The sequence below is a fragment of the Citrobacter sp. A316 genome (genome assembly GCF_002042945.1).
In the GTDB taxonomy this organism is placed as follows: Bacteria; Pseudomonadota; Gammaproteobacteria; order Enterobacterales; family Enterobacteriaceae; genus Citrobacter; species Citrobacter portucalensis.
Genome location: NZ_MVFZ01000005.1, coordinates 27720 through 49072 on the forward strand (window position 1 = coordinate 27720; position 21353 = coordinate 49072).

A 21353-nucleotide genomic window follows, 5' to 3' on the forward strand; every position below is an offset into this window, starting at 1 on the left:
CCGAAAAGTCATTTTAGTGCGAATCGGCGTTGGGTGATTTTTTCAAGGCTAAAGCACAGCAGGTAATAGACCAGCCCGGTAAAGATAAAAATGGCTGCAGGGTAAATTTGCACCCGGCTGTTAACCTGACCGGCAACTGTTGTGAGTTCCGGCACGTTAACGATAAACGCCAGTGACGTGTCCTTCAGCAGCCCAATAAAAATCCCCGTCAGCGACGGCAGTACGTTACGCAGCACTTGAGGCAGCAAGATAAGCCACAGGGCCTGATCCGGGCGAAAACCCTGAACGACTGCCGCTTCATATTGCCCACCAGGCAGTGCGCTAATTCCAGCATACACCGAGTGCATCACCGAAGCGGCGGTGAACCATGCCAGCGCCAGCGTCACGGTAACGGCACCGGGCAGATCGCTTCCGGTCAGCATGGGTAGCAAATACCACATCCAAAAAATCACAAAGATGAGCGGAATGCCGCGAATAAATTCCGCCCAGATAAACAACCCGTTGCGAACCGCGCCTGGAAATCGCCAGGCGCAGCAGGCAAGAACGATCCCGCCAGGCAGCGCCAGCAAAGCCGCACCGATAGCCATCAGCAAAGTGAGCAGGACGCCGCCGGGTTGCCCCTCAGCTACACGTCCCCACAGGAGATAGTCAAGATTGTCGGTAATGACCGAAATATTAGCGATCATGCAGTATGCTCCTGACGCTGAAGATGCGCATTCTTATCTTTGACGATTTACCCGACGCAGGCTGCGGGCCAAGACGCGTAAGCAGCATACCCAGAACGATACCGGTAAACAGATAGAGCACGGTGCCAACGGCAAAGGCTTCCAGCGCGTGCGCGTTGTAGCTCTCAATTTGCCGTACCTGGTAGGTGAGCTCAGCAAATCCAATACCGCTGGCAAGCGAAGAAAGCTTCATCAGGTTGAGATATTGCCCAACAATGGGTTGCCAGGCGTTTGCCAGTCCCTGAGGCAGCAGAATGTGACGAAATATTGCCCAGGATGAAAACCCCTGCGCCACGGCAGCCTCGCGTTGTCCGGCAGAAACCGCCTGTAAACCAGAGGCGATCTCCTCAACCAAAAATGCTGAGGTAAATACGCCCAGTCCCCATGCCGAACAGATAAACTCCGGTGTTAACCACCAGACATCACCCGGCAGAATTGACCATGGATGATCGGCATTGATAAAGCTAATGACGTCACGGGGGAGCCAGTTCCAGGCGGCAAAATACCAGAACATCAGTTGTACCAATAAAGGTGTGTTGCGAAACATCGAGACCCACACCCCGACCAACGCTTTAGCGAGACGATTGCCCGTCAGGCGCAGGCCGAGCAGTGAGATGGCAATGAGCGTGGCGAGCACGATACCTGCCAGCGTTACCCAGAGCGTGGTAAGAAAACCAGAAATTATCCATTGCAGGGGGTGCCCGCTCAGCACTCCCTGCCAGTCCATTGCATGCATTATGATGATGACTCCTGGTGTAACGGGTCGAGCACTTTTTTCAGGAAACGCTGGGTTCTTGGGTGCTGTGGTCGGACGAAAAAATCCTCCGGCGGGGCGACTTCACGAATATCGCCACCATCGATAAAAACCACCCGATCGGCAATCTCGCGGGCGAAATGCATTTCGTGGGTCACGACGATCATGGTGATACCGCTGTGGGCCAAATTTTTCATTACCTGCAATACCTCGCCGATCATTTCCGGATCCAGCGCGGAGGTGGGTTCATCAAACAGAATAATTTGCGGTGATGAAGCCAGTGCGCGGGCGATGGCCACGCGCTGCTGCTGCCCACCGGACAACTGCGCGGCATAGGCGTTGGCTTTTTCCGCCAGTCCTACTTTTTCCAGCAACTCGAGTGCCTGACGATCCGCTTCCGTCTTGTTCCAGCCGTGAACATATTCCAGCGCCAGTGCGATGTTCTGCTGCGCAGTCAGGTGCGAATAGAGATTGAATTGCTGAAATACGAAACCGATACGGCTACGTAGCTGGCGTAACGCCGCCCCGCGCAACTGGCTAATCGGTTTACCATCGATGAAGATTTCGCCACCGCTGAGCGACTCAAGCTGGTTGATAAGACGTATAAGAGTGGACTTTCCTGAGCCGGAAGGCCCCAGAATGGTCACCACTTCACCGGCTTCAACCGCCAGACTAACGCCGTTAAGGACGGAATGAGCGTCATACTGTTTAATCACATTGCGCAGTTCGACGCTCGCCTGGCGCAAATGGGTAAAATCCGCAGCCGAAGCTGCGGAACGATGAAAAAGGGCTGAGAGCATATTACTTGGCTTCTATTTTAAAGGCGCGGACTTGCGGATTTTTGGTTTCAGGGCCAAACCAGACATCATAAATTTTGGCCGCCTGCCCGGTAGATTCCAGCTTCAAAAGCTCATCGTTGACGGCTTTTAACAACGCTGGCTCACCTTTTTTCACCCCCACGCCGATCTCTTCTTTGCTCAGCAGATCCGGCAGAATTTTGAAATCTGCTTTATCCGGCGCAGCACCTAATAAACCGGCCAGAATCGTACTGTCCTGGGTAATGGCCTGAACATTGCCGTTGCGTAGCGCGGTTAACGCCAGCGGGATGTCGTCGTAGGCCAACACGCGCGACTGCGGGAAGCGCTGATGCAGTGCCTGTTCACCAGTAGTGCCTTTTACCGCGCCGATGCGTGCCTTGCTGTATTCATCAAGCTTGTCCGGAGATTTTGCCGGCACAAGGAACTGCTGGCCGGTAACAAAATAGGGGACGGAGAAATCTATTACCTGCGCCCGTTCGGGTGTAATCGTGATATCCGCGACGATTAAATCGGCTTTACCGGATTGTAATAACGGAATGCGGTTTGCCGGATTGGTCGCGACAAGTTCCAGTTTTACACCAAGGGATTTGGCCAGCGCTTCGGCAAAATCAACGTCGTAGCCGACAATCTTATGGGTTTGGGCATCGACGGAGCCAAACGGAGGATTCGCGTCAAATGTCGCGACTTTTACGACGCCTGCGGCTTTGATATCGGCCAGTTGGTCAGCCTGAGCCTGCGAGACGGTAAGTCCTGAGGTCAGCAGCACGCCGAATGCCAGCAGTGTTTTTTTAGCGCGGTACGTTTTCGTTGCCATCATTGTATGAAATCCCTGTAGTTTTTGGTTTGTGCTTTTTACGCTCCCATAACTTACGGTTGGGACAAAATAAGAAAAAATTCTTATCTATATACAAAATGTTATTAGTGAAGGATGTGTTAATCGCGGGTGAAAATAATGCATGAGTGAAAGGTAAAATAGTGCATAAGCCTGACAGCAATTTGCATTTTGTTTTTGTGTGAGGGCTCGCTTGAATAAGACCGAGCTGGGCTAATGTCCAGAAAGGCTACAGGAATCCCCTCCAGACCTGTACCATATGTCACAACAGGTTTGGATTGGGGATAAGCATGCTGCGTGATAATTTTAACGATCTCTATTATCTCATTATCGTTGCCCGCGAGCGTAGTTTTACCCGGGCAGCGGCAAAGCTTGGGGTTTCTCAATCCGCGCTAAGCCATGCGATTCGCGGGCTTGAAGAGCGGCTGGATGTACGGCTTCTGACCCGCACCACGCGCAGCGTTGCGCCGACCGAAGCCGGAGAACGGCTTATCAACAGTATCAGCCCGCGTTTTGATGACATTGAAACTGAGCTGCTGGCATTAACCGATGTCCGTCAGCGCGTGGCCGGTAACATCCGCCTGACGCTGGGCGAACACGCATTGCAATCTACCGTCTGGCCCGCGCTGGAGCCGTTTTTGCAGGCTTACCCTGATGTGAATGTGGAAATGACCATCGACAATAGCCTGACGGATATTGTGACTGGCCGCTATGACGCGGGTATTCGGCTCGGCGAGCAGGTGGCAAAAGACATGGTCGCCGTCAGAATTGGCCCAGACTGGCGCATGGTAGTGGTAGGTTCACCGGCTTATTTTGCTCGCCATGGTAAACCGCATACCCCACACGACCTGCAAAATCACAGCTGTATTAACATGCGTATGCCAACGTTGGGCGGATTATACGCCTGGGAGTTTGCTAAAGACGGACAGGATTTGCGCGTGCGGGTTGAAGGGCAGCTTATTTTTAACAACCTCCCCCCGCGAATTAGCGCAGCGATGGCCGGAATGGGGTTGGCATTTGTGCCGGAAGACACCGTCGAACAGGCTGTAGCAGACGGCGCGCTGGAAAAAGTGCTGGAGGACTGGTGTGAACCGTTTCCTGGCTATTATATGTACTATCCCAGTCGCAAACAGCATACCGCCGCCTTTGCCCAACTGATTGAGGCCTTACGGTATACGGGCTGAAGCGGGGGGGTTAAACAGGCAATAAAAAACCGGCATTGCGCCGGTTTGGAAATCAGATTTTGCAGGCGTCGCCGCAGTCATTATCAGCAATAACTTCCTGCGCTTTCTTGTCTGCATCTTCCAGACGTTCAGCGTTACGCTCTTGCGCTTCTTCCAGTCCATCAAAGACCAGATTATCGAGATCAATTTCCATCATACACCTACTCAGGTTCAGCGTTTAACATCACGTTATTATATTGCAAAAATGTTGCTTAACAGCAGCGATTCTTGCTACTTAGCATCGTCCTTAAATTAGTTGCGTATATTTTTCCGGCAGCGTGACCCACAAATGGCGGTTTGCCGCGCTAAGTATAATATCGCGCATGCATTCACGCGCCGTAACGCCCTGGCGTAGGCGTATTGCTTCCAGTAACAGGCGATGCTGCTCAACGGCGTGTTCTGTTTCCCGCACTGATGACTCCTGCGTCTGTTTAAACGACAGCATCATCGCAGCTGAAAGTGCGTTGCCAATCGACATCAAAAATGGGTTATGACAGGACTTGAGTAGTGCGGTGTGAAAGGCGAGATCGCCTTCCTCGAATAGCGCAATCTGATCCTGCTGCTGTCCGCGTAACATCAGGGTCCAGGCTTCTTCAATGGCAGCCAAATCGCGGGCTGTCGCGTTGGCGGCGGCCAGAAAGGCGGCGTTAGGCTCAAACATCAGGCGCGTGACCACCAGTTGCTCGGCGACATCAGGTGAAATACCCACTTCCTCCATCCAGCCCAGCACGTCCGTATCCAAAAAACTCCAGAGTTCGCGCGGATTGACCGTACTGCGCCGCTTAGCCTGGATGGACAGCAAACCTTTTGCTGACAGGACATGCAGCGCGTTTCGTACCGAGGTCCGAGATGCCGAATATTGCACGGCAAGCTCATTTTCGCCGGGGAGCATCTCCCCATCGCTCAGGGTTCCGCGGATGATTTTCATCGCCAGATCGCGGGTGATCGTTTCAGAGATGGTGGCCAGGGAGGTCGTCATAGTCTGCCTTGAAAATTTGAGAATTCCTCATTGTACGCACAAAACAAAGCGTTACGAATACAAAACAACAATTCTTGTCCTTTCAGATAGTGAAAAAAACGTTTTATTTCACTTCACGATCGCGCTCACAGATCGCTCTGGCAAAATTAATTACATTCTTGTCATACAAGATCTGATGATTGAGGTTACAAGATGAAAAGGGAGTGGATCGCAATCGACTGGGGAACGTCGAATTTCCGCGCATGGCTAATGGCAGGGGATGATGTGCTGGACAAACGCAATGCCAGCTACGGCCTTCTCCATGTCGAGCCTGGGCAGTTTGATGCGACGTTAAAAATGTTACTTGGTGAGTGGATTGCTGAAGGAACGCCAATGGTTGCAATGGCCGGGATGGTGGGTTCGCAGCAGGGTTGGTATGAAGTTGACTATTGTTCGTTACCCGCCAGTGCCGATAGCTTGCTTGCGCACAGTAAAAGTTTCACGACTTCCTGGGGCAGCAAAGCATGGATTTTTCCTGGATTGCGTAAATTCCCCCGTGGTGACATGCCTGATGTAATGCGCGGTGAAGAGGTTCAGCTACTGGGACTGTCTTTACTCGAAGACATCGATAATTTCCAGGCGATTCTACCCGGCACACACAGTAAACACGCCCGGATGCAGCAGAGACAGATCGTTGATTTTTCGACTTATATGACCGGTGAGCTTTTTCAGGTGCTGATTTCGCACTCGCTGCTTGGTCGTGGTCTTCCTGATGCGGCGGCTGATGACAGCGCATTTTTACTCGGGGTGGAAGTATCCCGACGCCACGCGGCGCTAAGCCAACTCCTTTTTTCTACCCGAACATTGCGTCTATCGGGTGAATTATCTGCTGAATCAGTTAGTGACTATCTTTCCGGTTTACTGATCGGATTGGAGTTTTCTACTGACAACATCAGTCCTGTCTGGCTGGTGGGTAGTGCGGCATTAACTCGCCGCTATCAGATGGCTGCCAACGCATTTGGTATTCAGACGCGCTGCGTCGATGGCGATCGCTGTTTTATCGCCGGAATGCAGTCTCTTCAACAACGTCTAACAGAGAAACGCTATGGATAGTTTTGACTTTGCCACGATGTGGCATAAAACGCCGCTTCCGATGATCGCGATTTTACGCGGTCTGAGGCCAGGGGAAGCTGCAGAAATTGGTGATGTATTGCTGGAGGCGGGCTTTACCTGGCTGGAAGTACCGCTAAATTCACCGCGCGCGTTGGATTCTATTTCGCTGCTACGTGAACGCGTCGGCATGCGTGCTATCGTCGGAGCGGGTACGGTACTGACGACAGAGCAGGTTGATAGCGTCGTCGATGCGGGCGGGCAGGTAATTATCTCGCCAAATATGAATCCCTCGGTGATCCGCCGCAGCAGAGATCGAGGGGCTATCAGTTTACCGGGCGTCGCCACGCCGAGCGAAGCGTTTACTGCCCTGGACGCTGGGGCCAGCGGTCTGAAATTTTATCCTGCGGAAATGATCTCCCCGGACATACTGCGGGCTATGTGCGTGGTATTACCGCCTCACGTAGTTTGCATGCCGGTCGGTGGTGTTTCTGCCGAGGCGCAACAACTACAAAGATGGTGCGAGGCGGGAGCGAAAGGTTTTGGCTGTGGCGGCGGTTTATACCGCGCGGGCACAGAGTGCGAACAGGTTCGGCATAACGCGTTGGCCTATGCTCAGGCATGGCAACAGGTTAATCGCAGAGCGCAGCGCCAATAACAACTTAAGAGGCTGAAAGATGAATACGCGTACCCTCGATATTGAAAATAAAAATGCGGTTTATCGTAAAGTGACCCGACGGCTGATCCCGTTTTTAATCCTGTGTTATTTTTTCGCATATCTCGATCGTGTAAACGTGGGCTTCGCCAAACTCCACATGCAGGATGCGCTTAATCTTAGCGATACAGTGTATGGAATTGGCGCAGGTATCTTTTTTATCGGTTATTTTATTTTTGAAGTACCGAGCAACTTGTTGATGCAGCGTTTTGGTCCTCGTTTCTGGATTGCGCGCATCATGGCCAGTTGGGCCGTGTTGTCGGCACTGACGATGTTCGTTACCACGCCAACACAGTTTTACGTAGTGCGTTTTTTGCTTGGTGTAGCAGAGGCCGGTTTCTTCCCAGGTATTGTTTACTATTTAACCCTGTGGTTTCCCTCATGGCGTTCGGCACGCACACTCGGGCTGTTTATTCTGGTGACGCCGTTATCCACTATTATCGGTAGTCCGCTCTCAGGACTGATCCTGAAAATGTTTGAAGGTGTCGGCCATCTGCATAACTGGCAGTGGTTATTCCTGGTAGAGGCAATCCCTTCATTCCTGTTGGCCTTCGTGGTGCTGCGTTATCTCGATAACGACGTGAAATCGGCGAAGTGGTTATCTGATGATGAAAAAGCGTTAATTGAGCAAGATCTACAAAAAGATCAGCTTGATAAAGTCGCCGCTAACGCAGGAATGCCGCAGCATAGTTTGTCCGCCATGTTCCGTAATCGCTTCGTCTGGCTGCTGGCGCTGATTTTCTTCAGTTTCAACATTGGCTACTACGGTATTAATTTCTGGCTTCCGTCGATTATCAAAAGCTCTGGCGTACAGGATGATTTTGCTATCGGTCTGCTGGCAGCGGTGCCCTATATCTTCGGTGCGGCCTGCATGTTGTGGAATAGCCGTCACTCCGATCTGAAACAAGAACGCCGCTGGCACATTGCAATTCCGGCGATAGTCGGGGCCATTGGTCTGACGTTCAGCGCGCTAAATGAAGGCTCCACGTTCTGGATGATGGCATGGATTTGCGTAGCAATGTCCGGCACGTTATCGCTGATTCCCACCTATATAAGCCTGCCTGGTACATTGCTTTCCGGTACGGCAGCGGCGGCAGGTATCGCGTTAGTGAACTCTATTGGCAATCTGGCTGGTTTCTTTGGCCCAACCGTTCTTGGCTGGCTGAAAGACACTACCGGCAGCACCAGCAGCGGACTGTATATTCTGGCGGGATTTCTGGTGCTTTGCGCACCGCTTATTTTCCTCATTCCGGCACGATTGATTAATCCTCGCGATCGTCAAGCCACGAAACCGGCAGAAAACAACGTATTAACGAAAAGAGGTCATATATGAGCAGTTGTGGCAGCGGGTGCGCAGGTTGCGGTGGCGAACACTTTAACCCGATCCTCAGTGGTGATGACGGTGCTTTAAAGCGCGCCTTGTATAAATCGATGGGTCATACGGACGAGCAATTGCGCCGTCCCGTGATTGCTGTAGTGAATAGTTATACCAATGCGACGGCAGGGCACGCCAATTTGAATGAACTGACCGCGCATGTCTTAAAAGGTATTGATGAAGCAGGCGGGGTGGGGATGGTGTTTGGCACCATTGCCCCTTGCGACGGCATTGCCGAAGGACACCTGGGAATGCGCTATATTCTGGCGGCCCGCGAAATCATCGCCAGTTCGATCGAAGTAATGATGCGGGCCCACCGCTTCGATGGCATGGTGTTGCTGGGATCGTGCGACAAAATTGTCCCCGCTATGCTGATGGCTGCTGCGCGCCTTGATCTCCCGGCGATTCTGGTGAACGGCGGGCCAATGTATCCTGCTGAATACAAAGGTAAACACTGGGATGGCAATATCGTCACCGAGGCGATTGGCTGGAAACGTCGCGGTGAAATTGATGAGGCCGAGTTCCGTCATATTGAAGATATTGCCGAACCGGGGCACGGCTCCTGCACCATGTACGGTACTGCTAATACGATGTGCTGTATTGCGGAAGTACTGGGCATGAGCCTGCCAGGGAGTAGTATGCTGCCCGCGATTTCACGCGAACGCCGCGATTGCGCCTTTGCGACAGGAATGACCGCGGTGGATCTGGTAAGGCGCGGGGTGAATGCACGACAAATTATTACACGCGAATCCATCCGCAATGCGATGACCTATCTGTTGGCAACGGGCGGATCCACCAACGCCATTCTACATTTGCAGGCCATTTATTATGAAGCCGAGCTGGGTCACCTGCCGCTGGCTGAATTTGATGCGCTGAGTCATCAGGTGCCCCTGGTTGCTTCGCTCTATCCGGCATCGGAATACGATATGATCGATTTTTGGGAAGCCGGGGGCGTTGCGGCAGTTGAAAAAGAGATCGCCAATTTACTGGATCTCAATTGCCTGACGGTTAATGGACAGAAAAAAGGGGAATGGCTAATGGATGTTCCCTCCACCCGACGCCCAGAAGTTATCCATACTCTGGCCATTCCGGTACGTAATGAGTCGGGGGTGGCTGTGCTACACGGCAACCTGTCACCGATGGGCTGTGTAGTGAAACCCGCTGCAGTTCCGGATCATTTAATGGTCTTTACCGGGCCTGCGGTGGTGTTTAACAGCGAAGATGAGGCCGTTGAGTCAATTCTCTCTGGTGATATTCAGCCGGGTAGCGTATTGGTTCTGCGCTATGAGGGACCAAAGGGCGGACCGGGTATGCCGGAGATGTACAAACCGATGAAATTCCTTGAAGGAATGAATCTCTCTGACTCCTGTGCGTTGATCACCGATGGGCGTTTTTCCGGTTCGAACCGCGGGTTGTTCGTGGGACATATCTCTCCAGAAGCCAGCGACGGCGGGGTACTGGCATTGGTGGAAACGGGGGACTCAATCAGTATTGATATTCCGCAGCGCACATTAACGTTGAATGTGGCGGACACTGTGTTGGATGAGCGTCAAAAAGGCTGTCATCTGGTGCATAAAGAGGTACCTCGTGGATTCTTGCGACTTTATCGTCGTTGGGCGCTACCGGCGGCGCAAGGTGCGGTACTGGCAGACAGAGAGGATTTGTCATGACAACGGTTACAAAGATTCAGGGCGTTAATCCCATTGTAGCGATGCCGTTTACGCCACAGGGTGAAGTCGATTTTATGAGTTTTCGCCGTCTGCTGGCCCACCTTTCGAACGTGGGTGTCAACGGACTGACGCTGTTTGGTATTGCCAGTGAGTTTCCAAAGCTCGACGACAGCGAAAGGCTGCAGTTGGCAGAAATTTTTATTGCTGAATTAGCGAATAAAAGTGTATTTCGTGCGCTGTCGGTCACCGATCACAGCACCGATCTGGCTGTTCGCCGTGCGCGGCGGTATCAGAGTATGGGGGCCGACGCACTAATGCTGCTTCCGCCATTCTTCCTTCAACCGTCGCTTGCCAGCGTACAGGCGCATATCGCGGCGGTGCTGGAGGCTGTGACCATACCTGTAATGGTGCAGTACGCGCCGGGAGAAACCGGATTTCCGGTCACCGCCGCTCAACTTGCTGAGATGGCTAAACGCTATCCACATGCAGTGTTTAAGATTGAATGCAATCCGCCAGTGGAGTACACCCGTGAGTTTCTACAGTACGCGCCAGAGGCTCATGTGCTCAACGGTTATGCCGGTTTGTATATGCTTCAGATGCTGGAGGTAGGGGGCAAAGGTGTAATGCCTGGCTGCTCGTTTAGCGAAATTTATGTGCGAATTTATCGAGGGGAACATCAACAGGCGGTGCAATTACATGAGGCGTTATTACCATACATTCAGCGCTGGATGCAGCACTGTGAGTATATTATCCAGGTTGAAAAGACAATATTACAACGTCGTGGGATTATCGCTGATGATTATTGCCGAAAGCCAGGTTGGTCATTAACGAATGATGATGTAAACCACATCGATAGTTTCATTTCACAGTTCAATTTGTCGGCCTGAGCAAGACGAATAGAGGTATGAGCAAAGCGTTTTAACCGTATGCTATGCGCCGGATCGAACATCTTGATCCGGCGCAACTGTACTATGCCTTAAAGCATCATTTCTGTGTCTTCACCGCCACTCACATCAAATCAAATTGTTAATTATTTGTTTCTGTTATCTCGTAACCACCCGATTTTGTAGCAATGTGATGCGCGATCATTTTTAACAAATCTGCGACAAAATCACTATACATATAACTTAATATCTTTTATACATTAATTGTTCAACCCTGCGACTATTCCACAAAAGAGAAAGCTATATGGAACAGACACCTGATAAGAAAAACGATAATTTTCAAAAAGATGGCAAAGAACAGTTCAATCGCTCGATCGGTCTTATTTCCAACTTTGCGTTGGGTTTTACCTACCTGTCGCCGCTTACCGCCGTCTATTCGCTGTTTGCGCTGGCCGTAACGCTGGCGGGGCCGCCCGCAGTATGGTGGATTTTAATCGTCGCATGCGGGCAACTTTTGGTGGCGTTGGTGTTTGGTGAGGTCGCTTCCCAGTATCCGATAACCGGCGGGCTTTACCCCTGGGCCAGAAGGTTGTGGGGCAAGAAGTATGCGTGGATCGCCGCCTGGATCTATCTGTGGGCGCTGGTGGTCACCATTACGTCGATTGCGGAATATACATCAACGTTTGTTGAATCACTCTTCCACTATGGTCAGACGCCGGCCACGATGTTGGTGACTTCTGTCCTGCTGCTGCTGTTGATGATGGCCGTTAATATGTCCGGGACTAAAAATCTGGCCCGGGTGGCGAAAATTGGTTTCTGGTGTGAAATTGTCAGCGTGATTGCGCTGGGGATTTATCTGCTGATTTTCCATCGTTCGCAGCCGTTCTCTGTGATTTTTGACTCGATGGGGGTGCTGGCGCATGACGGCAGCTATTCCACCGCATTTATGTCCGCCGCGCTGATGGGACTGTTTATGTTCTTTGGCTTTGAAGCCTGCGGTAACGTTGCGGAAGAGGTGCAGAATGCGAGCAAAAAGATCCCGGTGGCGATGATTTTGAGCATCGTATTCGGCGCGATTTCCGCCATTATTTCTGTTATGGGTTATCTGCTGGCTTCACCGAATCTGGTCAGTATCGTGAACGGCAAAACGTCCGATCCGATCCCGGCAATCCTTAATGAAGCTCTGGGTGAAACTGGTGCGACTGTCTTTATCGTCGTCGCGATTATCGCCATGTTGTCGTGCATTTTGTCTCTGCAGGCTGCGTTAAGCCGTCTTATCTTTTCTTTCTCCCGCGACAGAATGCTGCCGGGAAGTGAATGGATGGCCAAAATTTCTAAAAATGGTGTTCCGGATAATGCCATGGTCGTCAGTTGCCTGCTGCCAGTGATCATCTGCATTTGGGTTTATTTTCAGCCAGATAACCTGTCGCGTATCACCGCGTTTGCTGTTATCGGGATTTACATCTCGTTCCAGATGGTTGTGCTTGCCGCGCTGCGTCAGCGCCTGAAAGGCTGGAAACCGGCGGGGGAGTGGACCATTGGCGGTTGGGGCGTGATCGTGAATGTGCTGGCGTTAGCTTACGGATTGTGCGGGATCTGGCTACTGGCGCAACCGGCAGACAGCAGCGACTTCATTGACCGTTGGACGGTCCTGTTTGGACTGGCGATTGTTGTTGGCTCGGGGCTTATCTATATGTTCCTGACCCGTCCGTTTGGTCGTTCAGCGGCGCCGGAAAACGACGCCATTGCGTACGCCAATAAGCTCAATATGGGGCAGGATAACTAAAAACTCAGGGCCTTCGGGCCCTTAGTTTTGATAGTGATAAAGGATAAAGTAGTCGCTTTGATACACCACGGTGCTGTTTGCAGGTGACAGCAATTCACCCACGCGAAAGCGTGGCCAACTGGAGAAAATGATCCTGTTTTCCAGATTGGTCAGAATCACATAGTCAGGGTGGGCACAGGAAAGCAGTTCGGCTTCTATTTGACTAACCAGCAGATCGACCGCGGCAACGCCGAGAAACTGATCGTTGTAATAGACCGGGACGGCTGACGTTAGGGTATAGGAGATATTGCAAATATAGTCGACGTAGGGACCGTGGATATAGGCTTTGCCAGCCGGAGGAGAATGTTTAAACCACTCAAAGGTTCTGAAATCCAGTCGTTGTTGCGTGGCCTGATCCAAATCCAGATGCGCCTGGCTCAAACCATTATCTTTCTTATACCACCACTCCAGCAACCAGTACTCTTTTGTAGTTGCGGTGCTCTCAATATGGCTGGCGAATCCCGCCCCTGAGCAGTAATGGTTGTTATTGAGCGTGCGCTTAATGTGCTGTTGAACGGTAGATCTTACTGAGGGGTCGAGAACGACCTCGGCTGAGGCTTTTTGTACCCCTGAAATCGCCTCATGGATGCTCCTCGCCAGCGCAACGGTAGAATCTACGGTAGAAACAGTAATGTCATCAATTTTACGGATTAATGCGCTTAAGGATGTCGAAGAGCTCATTGTCTGTCCTGCCTTCACTGATTGTTAGTTCGCGTTATATTTCAGCTTTTTTTCAATAAGATAATAGGTAAACGTGTCGATGATCCGCGTGGCAAGCTGCACAGCTTCCGCCTCGTTGTGAGCCGCCAGCGCATCGGCCAGCGCCGAATAAAGCGCGATAATTTCCGCATGAATACTGTCTGCGCGATAAAGTATCGCCACCAGCGATGCCCATTCCGCCTGCACCTGCAGTTCCTGATTGGCCAGCCGCGCGGAATGCGAACTGGCAGCTATCGCCAGCAGGCAACGCATATCGGCCTGGGTCATTAGCTCAGGTGAGTTTGCCTTTCTGAGCACCTCGACAAACTCGCGAAATTTGGCGATATCCGCACCGGTCATTCGCCGGGAAGCCAGCCTCGCGCTATGGCTAATAATGGCGCAATGCATTTCACCCAGATCGGACAGATAATCCGTACTGATCGCCTTGAACGGATGCAGGGCGCTATTTTTGCTATCGATATTTTCGCAAACGAAGCTCCCGCCATTACGGCCACGAACCGTATGGATAAGATTATTAGCCCGAAGCGTGTTTAGCGCTTCCCTGATAGTGATATGTGAGACACCCATCATCTTTGCCAAATCAGTTTCGTTGGGGAGCTGTTCTTTTGGCTCCAGCAACCCCGTGATAATGGCATTTGAAAGGCGTTGGACTATCTGGTCTGAACGACTGACCTGCCCGATAGGCGCAAATATGACCGCGTGAGTAATCATAATCTTTTCTGTACTCAATTCCCTGAAACAACGACCATTTTTAACACATGCCCGTCGGGCAAGGAAGGTAAGAATGGCCGAGTTATTTTACATGCCTGGGCGTAACGTAACGGCACAAGCGGATGTGTGTCCCGATAACCTTATGATGAGCTGGGCATAACGCGTCAGCTGGCAATAAAAGCCTTATCCTGCAAATGTGAAAATTAAGTTAAAAATGCGAGGCTTATCATAGTGTCAATGTTGCGCATTTGAAAAATTTTTACAATATATATATTACATAAGATTCTTTATGTATTATTTGGCAGGAGACAAGCATGAAAACCCTGAAGCATTTTATTAACGGGCAATATGTAGCAGGCAGCAGCGAAGATAGCTTCGAACTGGTGAGTCCGGTTGACGGTGAAACGTACGCAATATCTCCCAACGCTAACGAGGCGGAGGTGGAGCAAGCTTACTCAGCAGCGGAGGCGGCGTTTAGCATCTGGAGAAAATCGACGCCGGCACAGCGGCAAAAGGCGTTATTGCTGCTGGCTGATGAGATTGAACGCAACGTCGAGCGGTTGGTAGTCGCACAGAGTCAGGAAACCGGTCAGCTTCGTCATTTTATTGAGAAAGAGGAGATCGCGGCATCTTGTGATGCTATCCGCTTTTTTGCCGGTGCGGCGCGCTGTCTTGAAGGGAAGGCGGCCGGAGAATATTCCGCCGGGTTTACTTCGACCATCCGTCGTGAACCGCTGGGTATCGTTGGACAAGTCACGCCGTGGAACTACCCGTTCATGATGGCGGTGTGGAAGATTGCACCAGCGCTGGCGGCAGGCAACACGGTGGTGTTAAAGCCAAGCGACACCACGCCAGTCAGTACGCTGCTGTTGGCTGAACTGGCCGCACCGTTGTTCCCAAGAGGGGCGTTTAACGTTGTGTTGGGCAAAGCCAGCACCGGTTCGCTGGTGGTTTCAAACCCGAAGGCCTCACTGGTTTCGATTACCGGCTCGGTCCGCGCGGGTCTGCAGGTTGCGGCTTCAGCAGCGGCGAATCTGACTAAAGCACATCTGGAATTGGGCGGGAAAGCGCCCGCAGTCGTGTTCGCCGATGCGGATATGGACAAGGCGATCGCGACGATTACCACGGCAGGATTTTTCAATGCCGGGCAGGATTGCACAGCGGCTACGCGGATCCTGGTAGAACAATCTATCTACGCAGAGTTTCTGGAAAAACTGATCCAGAAAACAAAAAGCATCAAATTTGGGCCGCCAGAGGACCAGAGTGCCCTGTATGGCGCATTGAATAGCAGAAACCAGCTGGAGCAGGTGAAAGGCTTTATGGCACGTTTACCGGCACATGCAAAAATTGAAACCGGCGGGCGCGCCGGGCCGGGGCCTGGATTCTATTTTGAGCCGACGATCGTCTCCGGATTGCATCAAAATGATGAAGCTATTCAGCATGAAGTATTTGGCCCGGTAATGACGATTCAGTCGTTTTCTACTGACGAAGAGGCACTACACAAAGCGAATGATGTGGAGTATGGTCTTGCCGCCAGCGTCTGGACCAGTAACCATGGTCGCGCACAGCGCTTCAGCATTGACCTCGATTTTGGCACAGTGTGGATTAACAATCACATTCCTCTGTGCGCCGAAATGCCGCACGGCGGGTTCAAAAAATCGGGTTATGGCAAGGATCTCTCATCCTATTCACTCGAGGAATATACTCGGGTGAAACATATCATGTGTGACATTTCTGAATAGAGAGGATTACGATGAAAACAGTAAAAATTGCGGTGCTTTCATTAGTGATGCTCTCGGGCTATAGCCTGGCAGAAACCACATCGCTGAATACTGTGAAAGCGTATATGGCGGCGTGGAATGCGCATGATGCTTCGCGAGCCGCTCAATTTCTTGCTGATGATGCGGTCTATTATGATGCCGCCGCGGGAGAACCGATAAACGGCAGGGAAAAAGCAGAAAAAGAGGTTATCGGTGCTTTTATTAAGGCGGTTCCAGATCTTAGCTGGAAAATGGTTGGAAAACCCGTCTACGACGAAGATACCGTGGCCTTTCGTTGGGAATTTTCAGGCAAAAATAGTGGTGAATGGGCAGGGAGTCCGCCGACAAATAATCCGATCAAATTTGAAGGCGTCAGCTATATTCATGTTAAAGCAGGAAAAATCACCTGGCAGGGTGATTATTATGATTCTAAAAAACTGGATGAAGAGTTAAAGCCAGTGAAGTAGTTGGCTGTACCCCTTTATAAATAAGAAGGGGTATCTCTCTTATTTGTGTCGTATTAAAGGCAGTGTGTAGCAATAAGGAAAAAAGTTAATGGCAATTACCAGACGTGATTTTCTCAACGGCGTCGCGGTGACTATTGCGGCGGGACTTACCCCGCTGGAGTGGGTCAGGGCGGCAGGAAAGGGAAACGCATTTATAGATGGAAATTATTATCCTCCTGCACTGACGGGGCTGCGGGGCAATCATCCTGGATCGTTTGAAATGGCGCATGCGCTAGGCCGCGAGCATAAGCATTTTGATTTAAACGCTCTGCCCGTTGAGGAAGAATACGATCTGGTGATTGTGGGCGGCGGGATTAGCGGGTTAGCTGCCGGTTGTTTTTGGCGTCAAGTTGCCGGGCAAAATAGCCGGATCCTGATCCTCGATAACCATGACGACTTTGGTGGACACGCCAAACGTAATGAATTTACCAGTTCGGGTAAGAAATTACTCGGTTATGGTGGCAGCGAAGCATTCCAGTCACCTGCGCATAATTTCAGCCCTGAAGTACAAAAGCTGATGGAAACCGTGGGCGTCAGCGTCACGCGGTTAAAAGAGAGTTTTGACGTAAACTTCTACCCCGACTGGCAGCTCAGTCGCGGCGTTTTCTTCGACAAGAAGAATTTTGGCGAAACAAAAATCGTCAGCGGCGATCCGGGCCGCGCGGTATCTGATGATATTCCGCCGGACAGGCTCAATGGGCGTAAAATTGAAGACTTTATCAATGATTTCCCGTTAAGTGAGAACGACAGAAAAGCGCTGATCGACCTGCACGTGCGCCCTGGCGATTACCTTCCGGGGATGACGGTCGATGAGAAAATGGAATGGCTGGATACCCATAGCTACAGTGAATTTTTAGCAACAAAAGTGGGTTTGAGCAAAATGGCGCTGCTCTATTTCCAGCAGCGTTCCAACGACTTCTTTGCCATCGGTATTGAAGGCATCTCCTGCAGCGATGCCAGGGCGTGCGCCTTACCCGGCATGGAAGGGATGGGGTTACCGCCGTTGGACGGTGAGTCGCTGGCTGACCTCGAGGAGCCGTATGTTTACCACTTCCCGGACGGTAACGCCGGGTTAGCGCGACTGTTAGTCAGGTATATGCTGCCGGATGCGCTACCGGGCAACACTATGGAAGACTCTGTCCTCGCCAGACTGCATTACGAAAAGCTGGATCTGTCGGAAAACACCACGCGTCTGCGCCTGAACAGCACGGTGATTAATGCGGCCAACGAACAGGATGGCGTGGCGGTGACCTATCTGCGTGACGGTAAAATGCACCGAGTGCGCGGGAAGAACACCATCATGGCGGGTTATAACATGATGATCCCGTATCTGATGCCTGAGATGCCGGAACAGCAGCAGGCGGATCTTAAACTGAACGTGAAAGCACCGCTGGTGTACACCAACGTGGTGGTCAAAAACTGGCAGGCCTTCAAACAGCTTGGCGTACATGAGTTTTACTCTCCGGCGGCACCTTATAGCAGGGTCAAGCTCGACTATCCGGTCAGTATTGGTGGGTATCAACATCCGGCCTCCCCGGACGATCCGATGGTCATTCATATGGTCTATGTACCGACCTATCCGGGCAGTAACCTGTCGGCCAGAGAGCAGTTCCGTCTGGGACGAGCCTATCTGCTGGGGACCACCTTTGCGGCGCATGAGGAGATGATTCGCTCCCAGTTGCAGGAGATGTTTGGCTCAACAGGATTTGATAATCAACGCGATATCTCCGCCATTACCGTTAACCGCTGGGCGCATGGCTATGCGTACTACGCCAACTCGCTGTTTGATGATATGGATAAAATGCCAGAGATCATCGAGCGGGCGCGTCAGCCAGTCGGTCGCATTGCCATCGCTAACTCCGATTCTGACTGGAGTGCTTATGCCCATACGGCAATCGATCAGGCATGGCGTGCGGTTAATGAACTCAAGGATATGGGGTGATCTATGCGTAACGTAACCATTCTCGCCGCCTGTTTATTTACCGCTTCGGTTTCCGCTGCTGAATCTAACGGTGAATACATCGCGCGAATTTCAGACTGTGTCGCCTGTCATACCGCTGAAGGTGGTGCGGCGATGGCGGGGGGCAAAAAGTTTCCTACTCCGGTGGGGGATATTTATTCGACCAACATTACCCCAGACAAGACGCAGGGTATTGGTAACTATTCTTACGAGGATTTTGAAAAGGCCGTACGGCAGGGGATTGCCAAAGATGGTCATCCTCTCTATCCGGCCATGCCTTATCCCTCTTACGCAAAACTTTCTGACGAGGATGTTCAGGCGCTGTATCGCTATTTTATGCATGATGTCACGCCGTCTGCGCAACCCAATAAAGAGAATGCCATTCCGTGGTTACTCTCCGCCCGCTGGCCGCTGCATATCTGGAACTGGCTGTATACCGATGCGCCAGCGGCGACAGTAGAAACTGCGAAAACGGATGACAATGCAGCCCTGGTAAAACGGGGCGCTTATCTGGTGGAAGGTCCAGGACATTGCGGCTCGTGCCATACCCCGAGAGGCATGGCGATGAACGAAAAAGCGTATACCAATGCTGATGCCGAATACCTGAGTGGCGCGATGATCGACGGCTGGTATGCCCCTTCGCTGCGGGGCACCGGTATGTCTGAGCAGGAGTTAAAATCGCTGTTGCTGACCGGTAAAAGCAAGCATGCCGCGGTTTCAGGTTCGATGGCTGAAGTCGTCACGCAGAGTACACAGTATCTGACCGACGAAGATGCCACGGCGATCGCCCAATACCTGTTGAGTCTGAAAAGCGCGAAGCCTGAAACGGAACGTGCTGCAGTGACTACAGCGTCCTGGTCGAATTCACCTGAGGCGGGCAAAGTGACCTATAACCGCTATTGCTCAACCTGTCACGGTCTGGAAGGGAAAGGTACGGATGATAACGCGCCTTCACTGGTCAACAATCCACTGGTGATGGTTGATGACCCGACGCCGCTGTTCAGAGTCATTGCCCACGGCGCAGAAACGCCGACAACGCGTGGCAACGTCTCCTTCAAGATGCCTGCCTACGGTGGCATCTTAAGCGACAACGAAATGCGCGACGTGATTAATTACGTGCGTAAAAGTTGGGGGGAAGGGAATGGCGAAGTAAGCCAGGAGGATCTGGCTGGGGTTAAAAAAGCGTCACATTAAACAGTATGCCGGATAAGATGCTTGCACCGTCATCCGGCAGTGCTTACACGGCGTTTGCCCTGATAATATCCGCGAGTCGGGTAAACGCCGCCGTCATTTCATGCTCTTCAATGCTGGCAAACCCCAGCAGCAGACCGCTGCGTTTCTCTTCTTTCACGTAGTAGCGTGACAGCGGGCGCACCAACAACCCTTGCGCATTCGCCTGTTGGGCAATGACCGCGTCATCGCTCCCCGCGGGTAACTGTAAGATCATATGCAGCCCGGCGTTGCTGCTGAAAGAACCAAGATAATGTTCACCAAGTTGGCGGCTGATAAGCTCCACCAACATCTGGCGTCGACGACTGTATAACTGGCGCATTTTCCGAATGTGTGCCGCGTAATAACCCTCGCGAATAAACTCTGCCAGCGCGGCCTGAATCAGCAAATGCCCACCACGATAAAGGTCGTTATGAACCTTTTTCAGCGGAGCGGCTAACGATTTAGGTAGCACGACATACCCGAGTCGCAGTGCGGGATAGAGTGTCTTACTGAATGTCCCGATGTAGATAACCGGTGTCTCTTCTTCCAGGCCCTGCAAAGAGGGAATCGGCTGGCCGGAAAAGCGGAACTCACTGTCGTAATCATCTTCCACTATCCAACTTCGCGTTTCGCGTGCGCGAAAGAGAAGTTGCCGGCGGCGGCTCAGACTCATTACCGAACCGAGTGGGTATTGATGTGACGGTGTCACAAAAATAAGTTTTGGCGGTGTTTCGCCTGCATCCGGCGGGACCATGCCTTGTTCATCAACCGGGATAGCCGAAAAATTTACCGCATTGATGCGCAGTATATTTTTGATTCCCCAGTAGCCCGGCTCCTCAATCCAGGCATGATCGCCCGGGTTGCATAAAGTCCGGGTCACCAGATCCAGCGCCTGGTGAATACCTTCAGTAATCAGAATTTGCTCCGGTGAGCACCGTACGCCGCGGGCGGTGCGCAGATAGTCTGCCAGGGCTTCTTTTAGCTCGTTCACGCCGCCTGTGGCATCGTAAGTGAGAAACTCCGGGCGCAGTCGTCTTGCCAGCCGGTCCTGAATTTTCTTGAGCACCCGGTGCGGGAAATGCTCTACATCAGGCACGCCTGGAATAAACGCGCCCCACTGACGGGGACTGGCGCTGGCATTACCTAACAGCTCAAGGCAGCGGGCGGATAAACGGGTGTGATCTTCCTGAGCGGCAGCAACAGGCTCTTTGTCAGGACGCAGGTCGAAATTGTCCAGCACGCTGTCGGTGACAAATGTGCCGCTGCTGGTGCGCGCGGAAATATACCCTTCAGCTTGCAACTGTTCGTAAACCCGCAGGATGGTATTACGCGATAGCGTCAGCTCTCCTGCCAGGTCACGCGACGGAGGCATTCGGGTAGTTGGTTTCAGGCTACCTTCGAGGATGCAACTACAAATGGCGGCATACAGGCGGCGATGCAGTTTCTCGTCAGTCTGCTGATTAAATGCATGCTTGATCACATCTCCGGCAAGTGAACGCATTTGGATCCTTAAAATAAAACGATTTGGCTCTCGATTAAAGTACCAGACGGCGTCTAAATTTAAAGGGTAATTCAACCGAAATGTATTAATGGAC

At 51.8% G+C, this 21353-nt stretch carries 20 protein-coding genes; 11 read left to right on the forward strand and 9 right to left on the reverse strand.

Annotated features, from left to right (window positions below; genetic code table 11):
- Positions 1–8 precede the first annotated feature (8 nt).
- The 4 genes from BZK41_RS07660 to BZK41_RS07675 are packed head-to-tail and all read right to left on the reverse strand — an operon-like array spanning position 9 to position 3114.
- The gene (locus BZK41_RS07660) at positions 9–686 is read right to left on the reverse strand and encodes an amino acid ABC transporter permease (RefSeq protein ID WP_003029326.1); all 678 of its coding nucleotides are present in this window, start codon (positions 684–686) and stop codon (positions 9–11) included.
- The gene (locus BZK41_RS07665) at positions 676–1461 is read right to left on the reverse strand and encodes an amino acid ABC transporter permease (protein WP_079937751.1); all 786 of its coding nucleotides are present in this window, start codon (positions 1459–1461) and stop codon (positions 676–678) included. Before BZK41_RS07665 ends, BZK41_RS07660 begins: the two co-directional genes overlap by 11 nt.
- Positions 1461–2279 (reverse strand): amino acid ABC transporter ATP-binding protein, encoded by an 819-nt coding sequence (locus BZK41_RS07670; RefSeq protein ID WP_079937752.1) that lies wholly within the window; start codon positions 2277–2279, stop codon positions 1461–1463. Before BZK41_RS07670 ends, BZK41_RS07665 begins: the two co-directional genes overlap by 1 nt.
- A 1-nt stretch (position 2280) precedes the next feature.
- The gene (locus BZK41_RS07675; protein ID WP_079937753.1) at positions 2281–3114 is read right to left on the reverse strand and encodes an ABC transporter substrate-binding protein; all 834 of its coding nucleotides are present in this window, start codon (positions 3112–3114) and stop codon (positions 2281–2283) included.
- A 305-nt stretch (positions 3115–3419) separates the two neighbouring features.
- Between BZK41_RS07675 and BZK41_RS07680 the strand changes: the two genes are divergently transcribed.
- Positions 3420–4313: a LysR family transcriptional regulator gene (locus BZK41_RS07680; RefSeq protein WP_079937754.1), complete on the forward strand. Its 894-nt coding sequence runs from the start codon at positions 3420–3422 to the stop codon at positions 4311–4313.
- A gap of 52 nt (positions 4314–4365) precedes the next feature.
- Here BZK41_RS07680 and BZK41_RS26870 read toward each other — a convergent pair whose 3' ends face one another.
- Positions 4366–4506 (reverse strand): hypothetical protein, encoded by a 141-nt coding sequence (locus BZK41_RS26870; protein WP_139762588.1) that lies wholly within the window; start codon positions 4504–4506, stop codon positions 4366–4368.
- Positions 4507–4599: 93 nt separating this feature from the next.
- Positions 4600–5331, reverse strand: a complete 732-nt coding sequence (locus tag BZK41_RS07685; RefSeq protein WP_079937755.1) for an FCD domain-containing protein — start codon at positions 5329–5331, stop codon at positions 4600–4602.
- A gap of 192 nt (positions 5332–5523) precedes the next feature.
- Here BZK41_RS07685 and BZK41_RS07690 point away from each other — a divergent pair, with 192 nt between their 5' ends.
- From BZK41_RS07690 to BZK41_RS07715, 6 genes are all read left to right on the forward strand, one after another.
- A complete protein-coding gene (locus tag BZK41_RS07690) occupies positions 5524–6423 on the forward strand; it encodes a 2-dehydro-3-deoxygalactonokinase (RefSeq protein ID WP_079937756.1) in 900 nt (299 codons plus the stop codon).
- A complete protein-coding gene (locus BZK41_RS07695) occupies positions 6416–7078 on the forward strand; it encodes a 2-dehydro-3-deoxy-6-phosphogalactonate aldolase (protein WP_079937757.1) in 663 nt (220 codons plus the stop codon). Before BZK41_RS07690 ends, BZK41_RS07695 begins: the two co-directional genes overlap by 8 nt.
- A 19-nt stretch (positions 7079–7097) precedes the next feature.
- A complete protein-coding gene (locus BZK41_RS07700; protein ID WP_139762582.1) occupies positions 7098–8468 on the forward strand; it encodes an MFS transporter in 1371 nt (456 codons plus the stop codon).
- On the forward strand, positions 8465–10180 hold the full coding sequence (ilvD, locus tag BZK41_RS07705; RefSeq protein ID WP_079937758.1) for a dihydroxy-acid dehydratase: 1716 nt from the start codon (positions 8465–8467) through the stop codon (positions 10178–10180). Before BZK41_RS07700 ends, ilvD begins: the two co-directional genes overlap by 4 nt.
- Positions 10177–11067: a dihydrodipicolinate synthase family protein gene (locus tag BZK41_RS07710; RefSeq protein WP_079937759.1), complete on the forward strand. Its 891-nt coding sequence runs from the start codon at positions 10177–10179 to the stop codon at positions 11065–11067. The genes ilvD and BZK41_RS07710 overlap by 4 nt, the downstream gene beginning before the upstream one ends.
- Before the next feature lie 301 nt (positions 11068–11368).
- Positions 11369–12850: an APC family permease gene (locus BZK41_RS07715; protein WP_079937760.1), complete on the forward strand. Its 1482-nt coding sequence runs from the start codon at positions 11369–11371 to the stop codon at positions 12848–12850.
- A 21-nt stretch (positions 12851–12871) separates the two neighbouring features.
- Here the strand turns inward: BZK41_RS07715 and BZK41_RS07720 are convergent, their stop codons facing one another.
- Together BZK41_RS07720 and BZK41_RS07725 are read right to left on the reverse strand one after the other, a co-directional pair.
- Positions 12872–13570: a cache domain-containing protein gene (locus BZK41_RS07720; RefSeq protein WP_003832700.1), complete on the reverse strand. Its 699-nt coding sequence runs from the start codon at positions 13568–13570 to the stop codon at positions 12872–12874.
- A 24-nt stretch (positions 13571–13594) separates the two neighbouring features.
- The gene (locus BZK41_RS07725) at positions 13595–14320 is read right to left on the reverse strand and encodes a GntR family transcriptional regulator (protein WP_079937761.1); all 726 of its coding nucleotides are present in this window, start codon (positions 14318–14320) and stop codon (positions 13595–13597) included.
- A gap of 314 nt (positions 14321–14634) precedes the next feature.
- On the opposite strand from BZK41_RS07725, the gene BZK41_RS07730 reads away from it, so the two are divergent.
- From BZK41_RS07730 to BZK41_RS07745, 4 genes are all read left to right on the forward strand, one after another.
- Positions 14635–16062 carry a gamma-aminobutyraldehyde dehydrogenase gene (locus BZK41_RS07730; protein ID WP_079937762.1) on the forward strand — a complete coding sequence of 476 codons (1428 nt, stop codon included), beginning with the start codon at positions 14635–14637 and terminating at the stop codon, positions 16060–16062.
- A gap of 11 nt (positions 16063–16073) precedes the next feature.
- The gene (locus BZK41_RS07735; RefSeq protein WP_079937763.1) at positions 16074–16547 is read left to right on the forward strand and encodes an ester cyclase; all 474 of its coding nucleotides are present in this window, start codon (positions 16074–16076) and stop codon (positions 16545–16547) included.
- An 88-nt stretch (positions 16548–16635) separates the two neighbouring features.
- Entirely contained in the window at positions 16636–18528 is a 1893-nt protein-coding gene (locus BZK41_RS07740; RefSeq protein ID WP_079937764.1) for an FAD/NAD(P)-binding protein, read from the forward strand.
- Between the two features lie 3 nt (positions 18529–18531).
- Positions 18532–19740 carry a cytochrome c gene (locus BZK41_RS07745; RefSeq protein ID WP_079937765.1) on the forward strand — a complete coding sequence of 403 codons (1209 nt, stop codon included), beginning with the start codon at positions 18532–18534 and terminating at the stop codon, positions 19738–19740.
- Between the two features lie 43 nt (positions 19741–19783).
- Here BZK41_RS07745 and BZK41_RS07750 read toward each other — a convergent pair whose 3' ends face one another.
- On the reverse strand, positions 19784–21259 hold the full coding sequence (locus BZK41_RS07750; protein ID WP_079937766.1) for a PLP-dependent aminotransferase family protein: 1476 nt from the start codon (positions 21257–21259) through the stop codon (positions 19784–19786).
- Between the last annotated feature and the right edge of the window lie 94 nt (positions 21260–21353).

Excerpts from the sequence above, each read along its gene's own strand:
- BZK41_RS07720 (WP_003832700.1), bottom strand. The coding sequence starts at position 13,570 with ATGAGCTCTTCGACATCCTTAAGCGCATTAATCCGTAAAATTGATGAC.
- ilvD (WP_079937758.1), top strand. The coding sequence starts at position 8,465 with ATGAGCAGTTGTGGCAGCGGGTGCGCAGGTTGCGGTGGCGAACACTTT.
- BZK41_RS07740 (WP_079937764.1), top strand. The coding sequence starts at position 16,636 with ATGGCAATTACCAGACGTGATTTTCTCAACGGCGTCGCGGTGACTATT.
- BZK41_RS07685 (WP_079937755.1), bottom strand. The coding sequence starts at position 5,331 with ATGACGACCTCCCTGGCCACCATCTCTGAAACGATCACCCGCGATCTG.
- BZK41_RS07670 (WP_079937752.1), bottom strand. The coding sequence starts at position 2,279 with ATGCTCTCAGCCCTTTTTCATCGTTCCGCAGCTTCGGCTGCGGATTTT.
- BZK41_RS07725 (WP_079937761.1), bottom strand. The coding sequence starts at position 14,320 with ATGATTACTCACGCGGTCATATTTGCGCCTATCGGGCAGGTCAGTCGT.
- BZK41_RS07710 (WP_079937759.1), top strand. The coding sequence starts at position 10,177 with ATGACAACGGTTACAAAGATTCAGGGCGTTAATCCCATTGTAGCGATG.
- BZK41_RS07745 (WP_079937765.1), top strand. The coding sequence starts at position 18,532 with ATGCGTAACGTAACCATTCTCGCCGCCTGTTTATTTACCGCTTCGGTT.
- BZK41_RS26870 (WP_139762588.1), bottom strand. The coding sequence starts at position 4,506 with ATGGAAATTGATCTCGATAATCTGGTCTTTGATGGACTGGAAGAAGCG.
- BZK41_RS07675 (WP_079937753.1), bottom strand. The coding sequence starts at position 3,114 with ATGATGGCAACGAAAACGTACCGCGCTAAAAAAACACTGCTGGCATTC.
- BZK41_RS07695 (WP_079937757.1), top strand. The coding sequence starts at position 6,416 with ATGGATAGTTTTGACTTTGCCACGATGTGGCATAAAACGCCGCTTCCG.
- BZK41_RS07730 (WP_079937762.1), top strand. The coding sequence starts at position 14,635 with ATGAAAACCCTGAAGCATTTTATTAACGGGCAATATGTAGCAGGCAGC.
- BZK41_RS07665 (WP_079937751.1), bottom strand. The coding sequence starts at position 1,461 with ATGCATGCAATGGACTGGCAGGGAGTGCTGAGCGGGCACCCCCTGCAA.
- BZK41_RS07750 (WP_079937766.1), bottom strand. The coding sequence starts at position 21,259 with ATGCGTTCACTTGCCGGAGATGTGATCAAGCATGCATTTAATCAGCAG.
- BZK41_RS07690 (WP_079937756.1), top strand. The coding sequence starts at position 5,524 with ATGAAAAGGGAGTGGATCGCAATCGACTGGGGAACGTCGAATTTCCGC.
- BZK41_RS07735 (WP_079937763.1), top strand. The coding sequence starts at position 16,074 with ATGAAAACAGTAAAAATTGCGGTGCTTTCATTAGTGATGCTCTCGGGC.
- BZK41_RS07700 (WP_139762582.1), top strand. The coding sequence starts at position 7,098 with ATGAATACGCGTACCCTCGATATTGAAAATAAAAATGCGGTTTATCGT.
- BZK41_RS07680 (WP_079937754.1), top strand. The coding sequence starts at position 3,420 with ATGCTGCGTGATAATTTTAACGATCTCTATTATCTCATTATCGTTGCC.
- BZK41_RS07660 (WP_003029326.1), bottom strand. The coding sequence starts at position 686 with ATGATCGCTAATATTTCGGTCATTACCGACAATCTTGACTATCTCCTG.
- BZK41_RS07715 (WP_079937760.1), top strand. The coding sequence starts at position 11,369 with ATGGAACAGACACCTGATAAGAAAAACGATAATTTTCAAAAAGATGGC.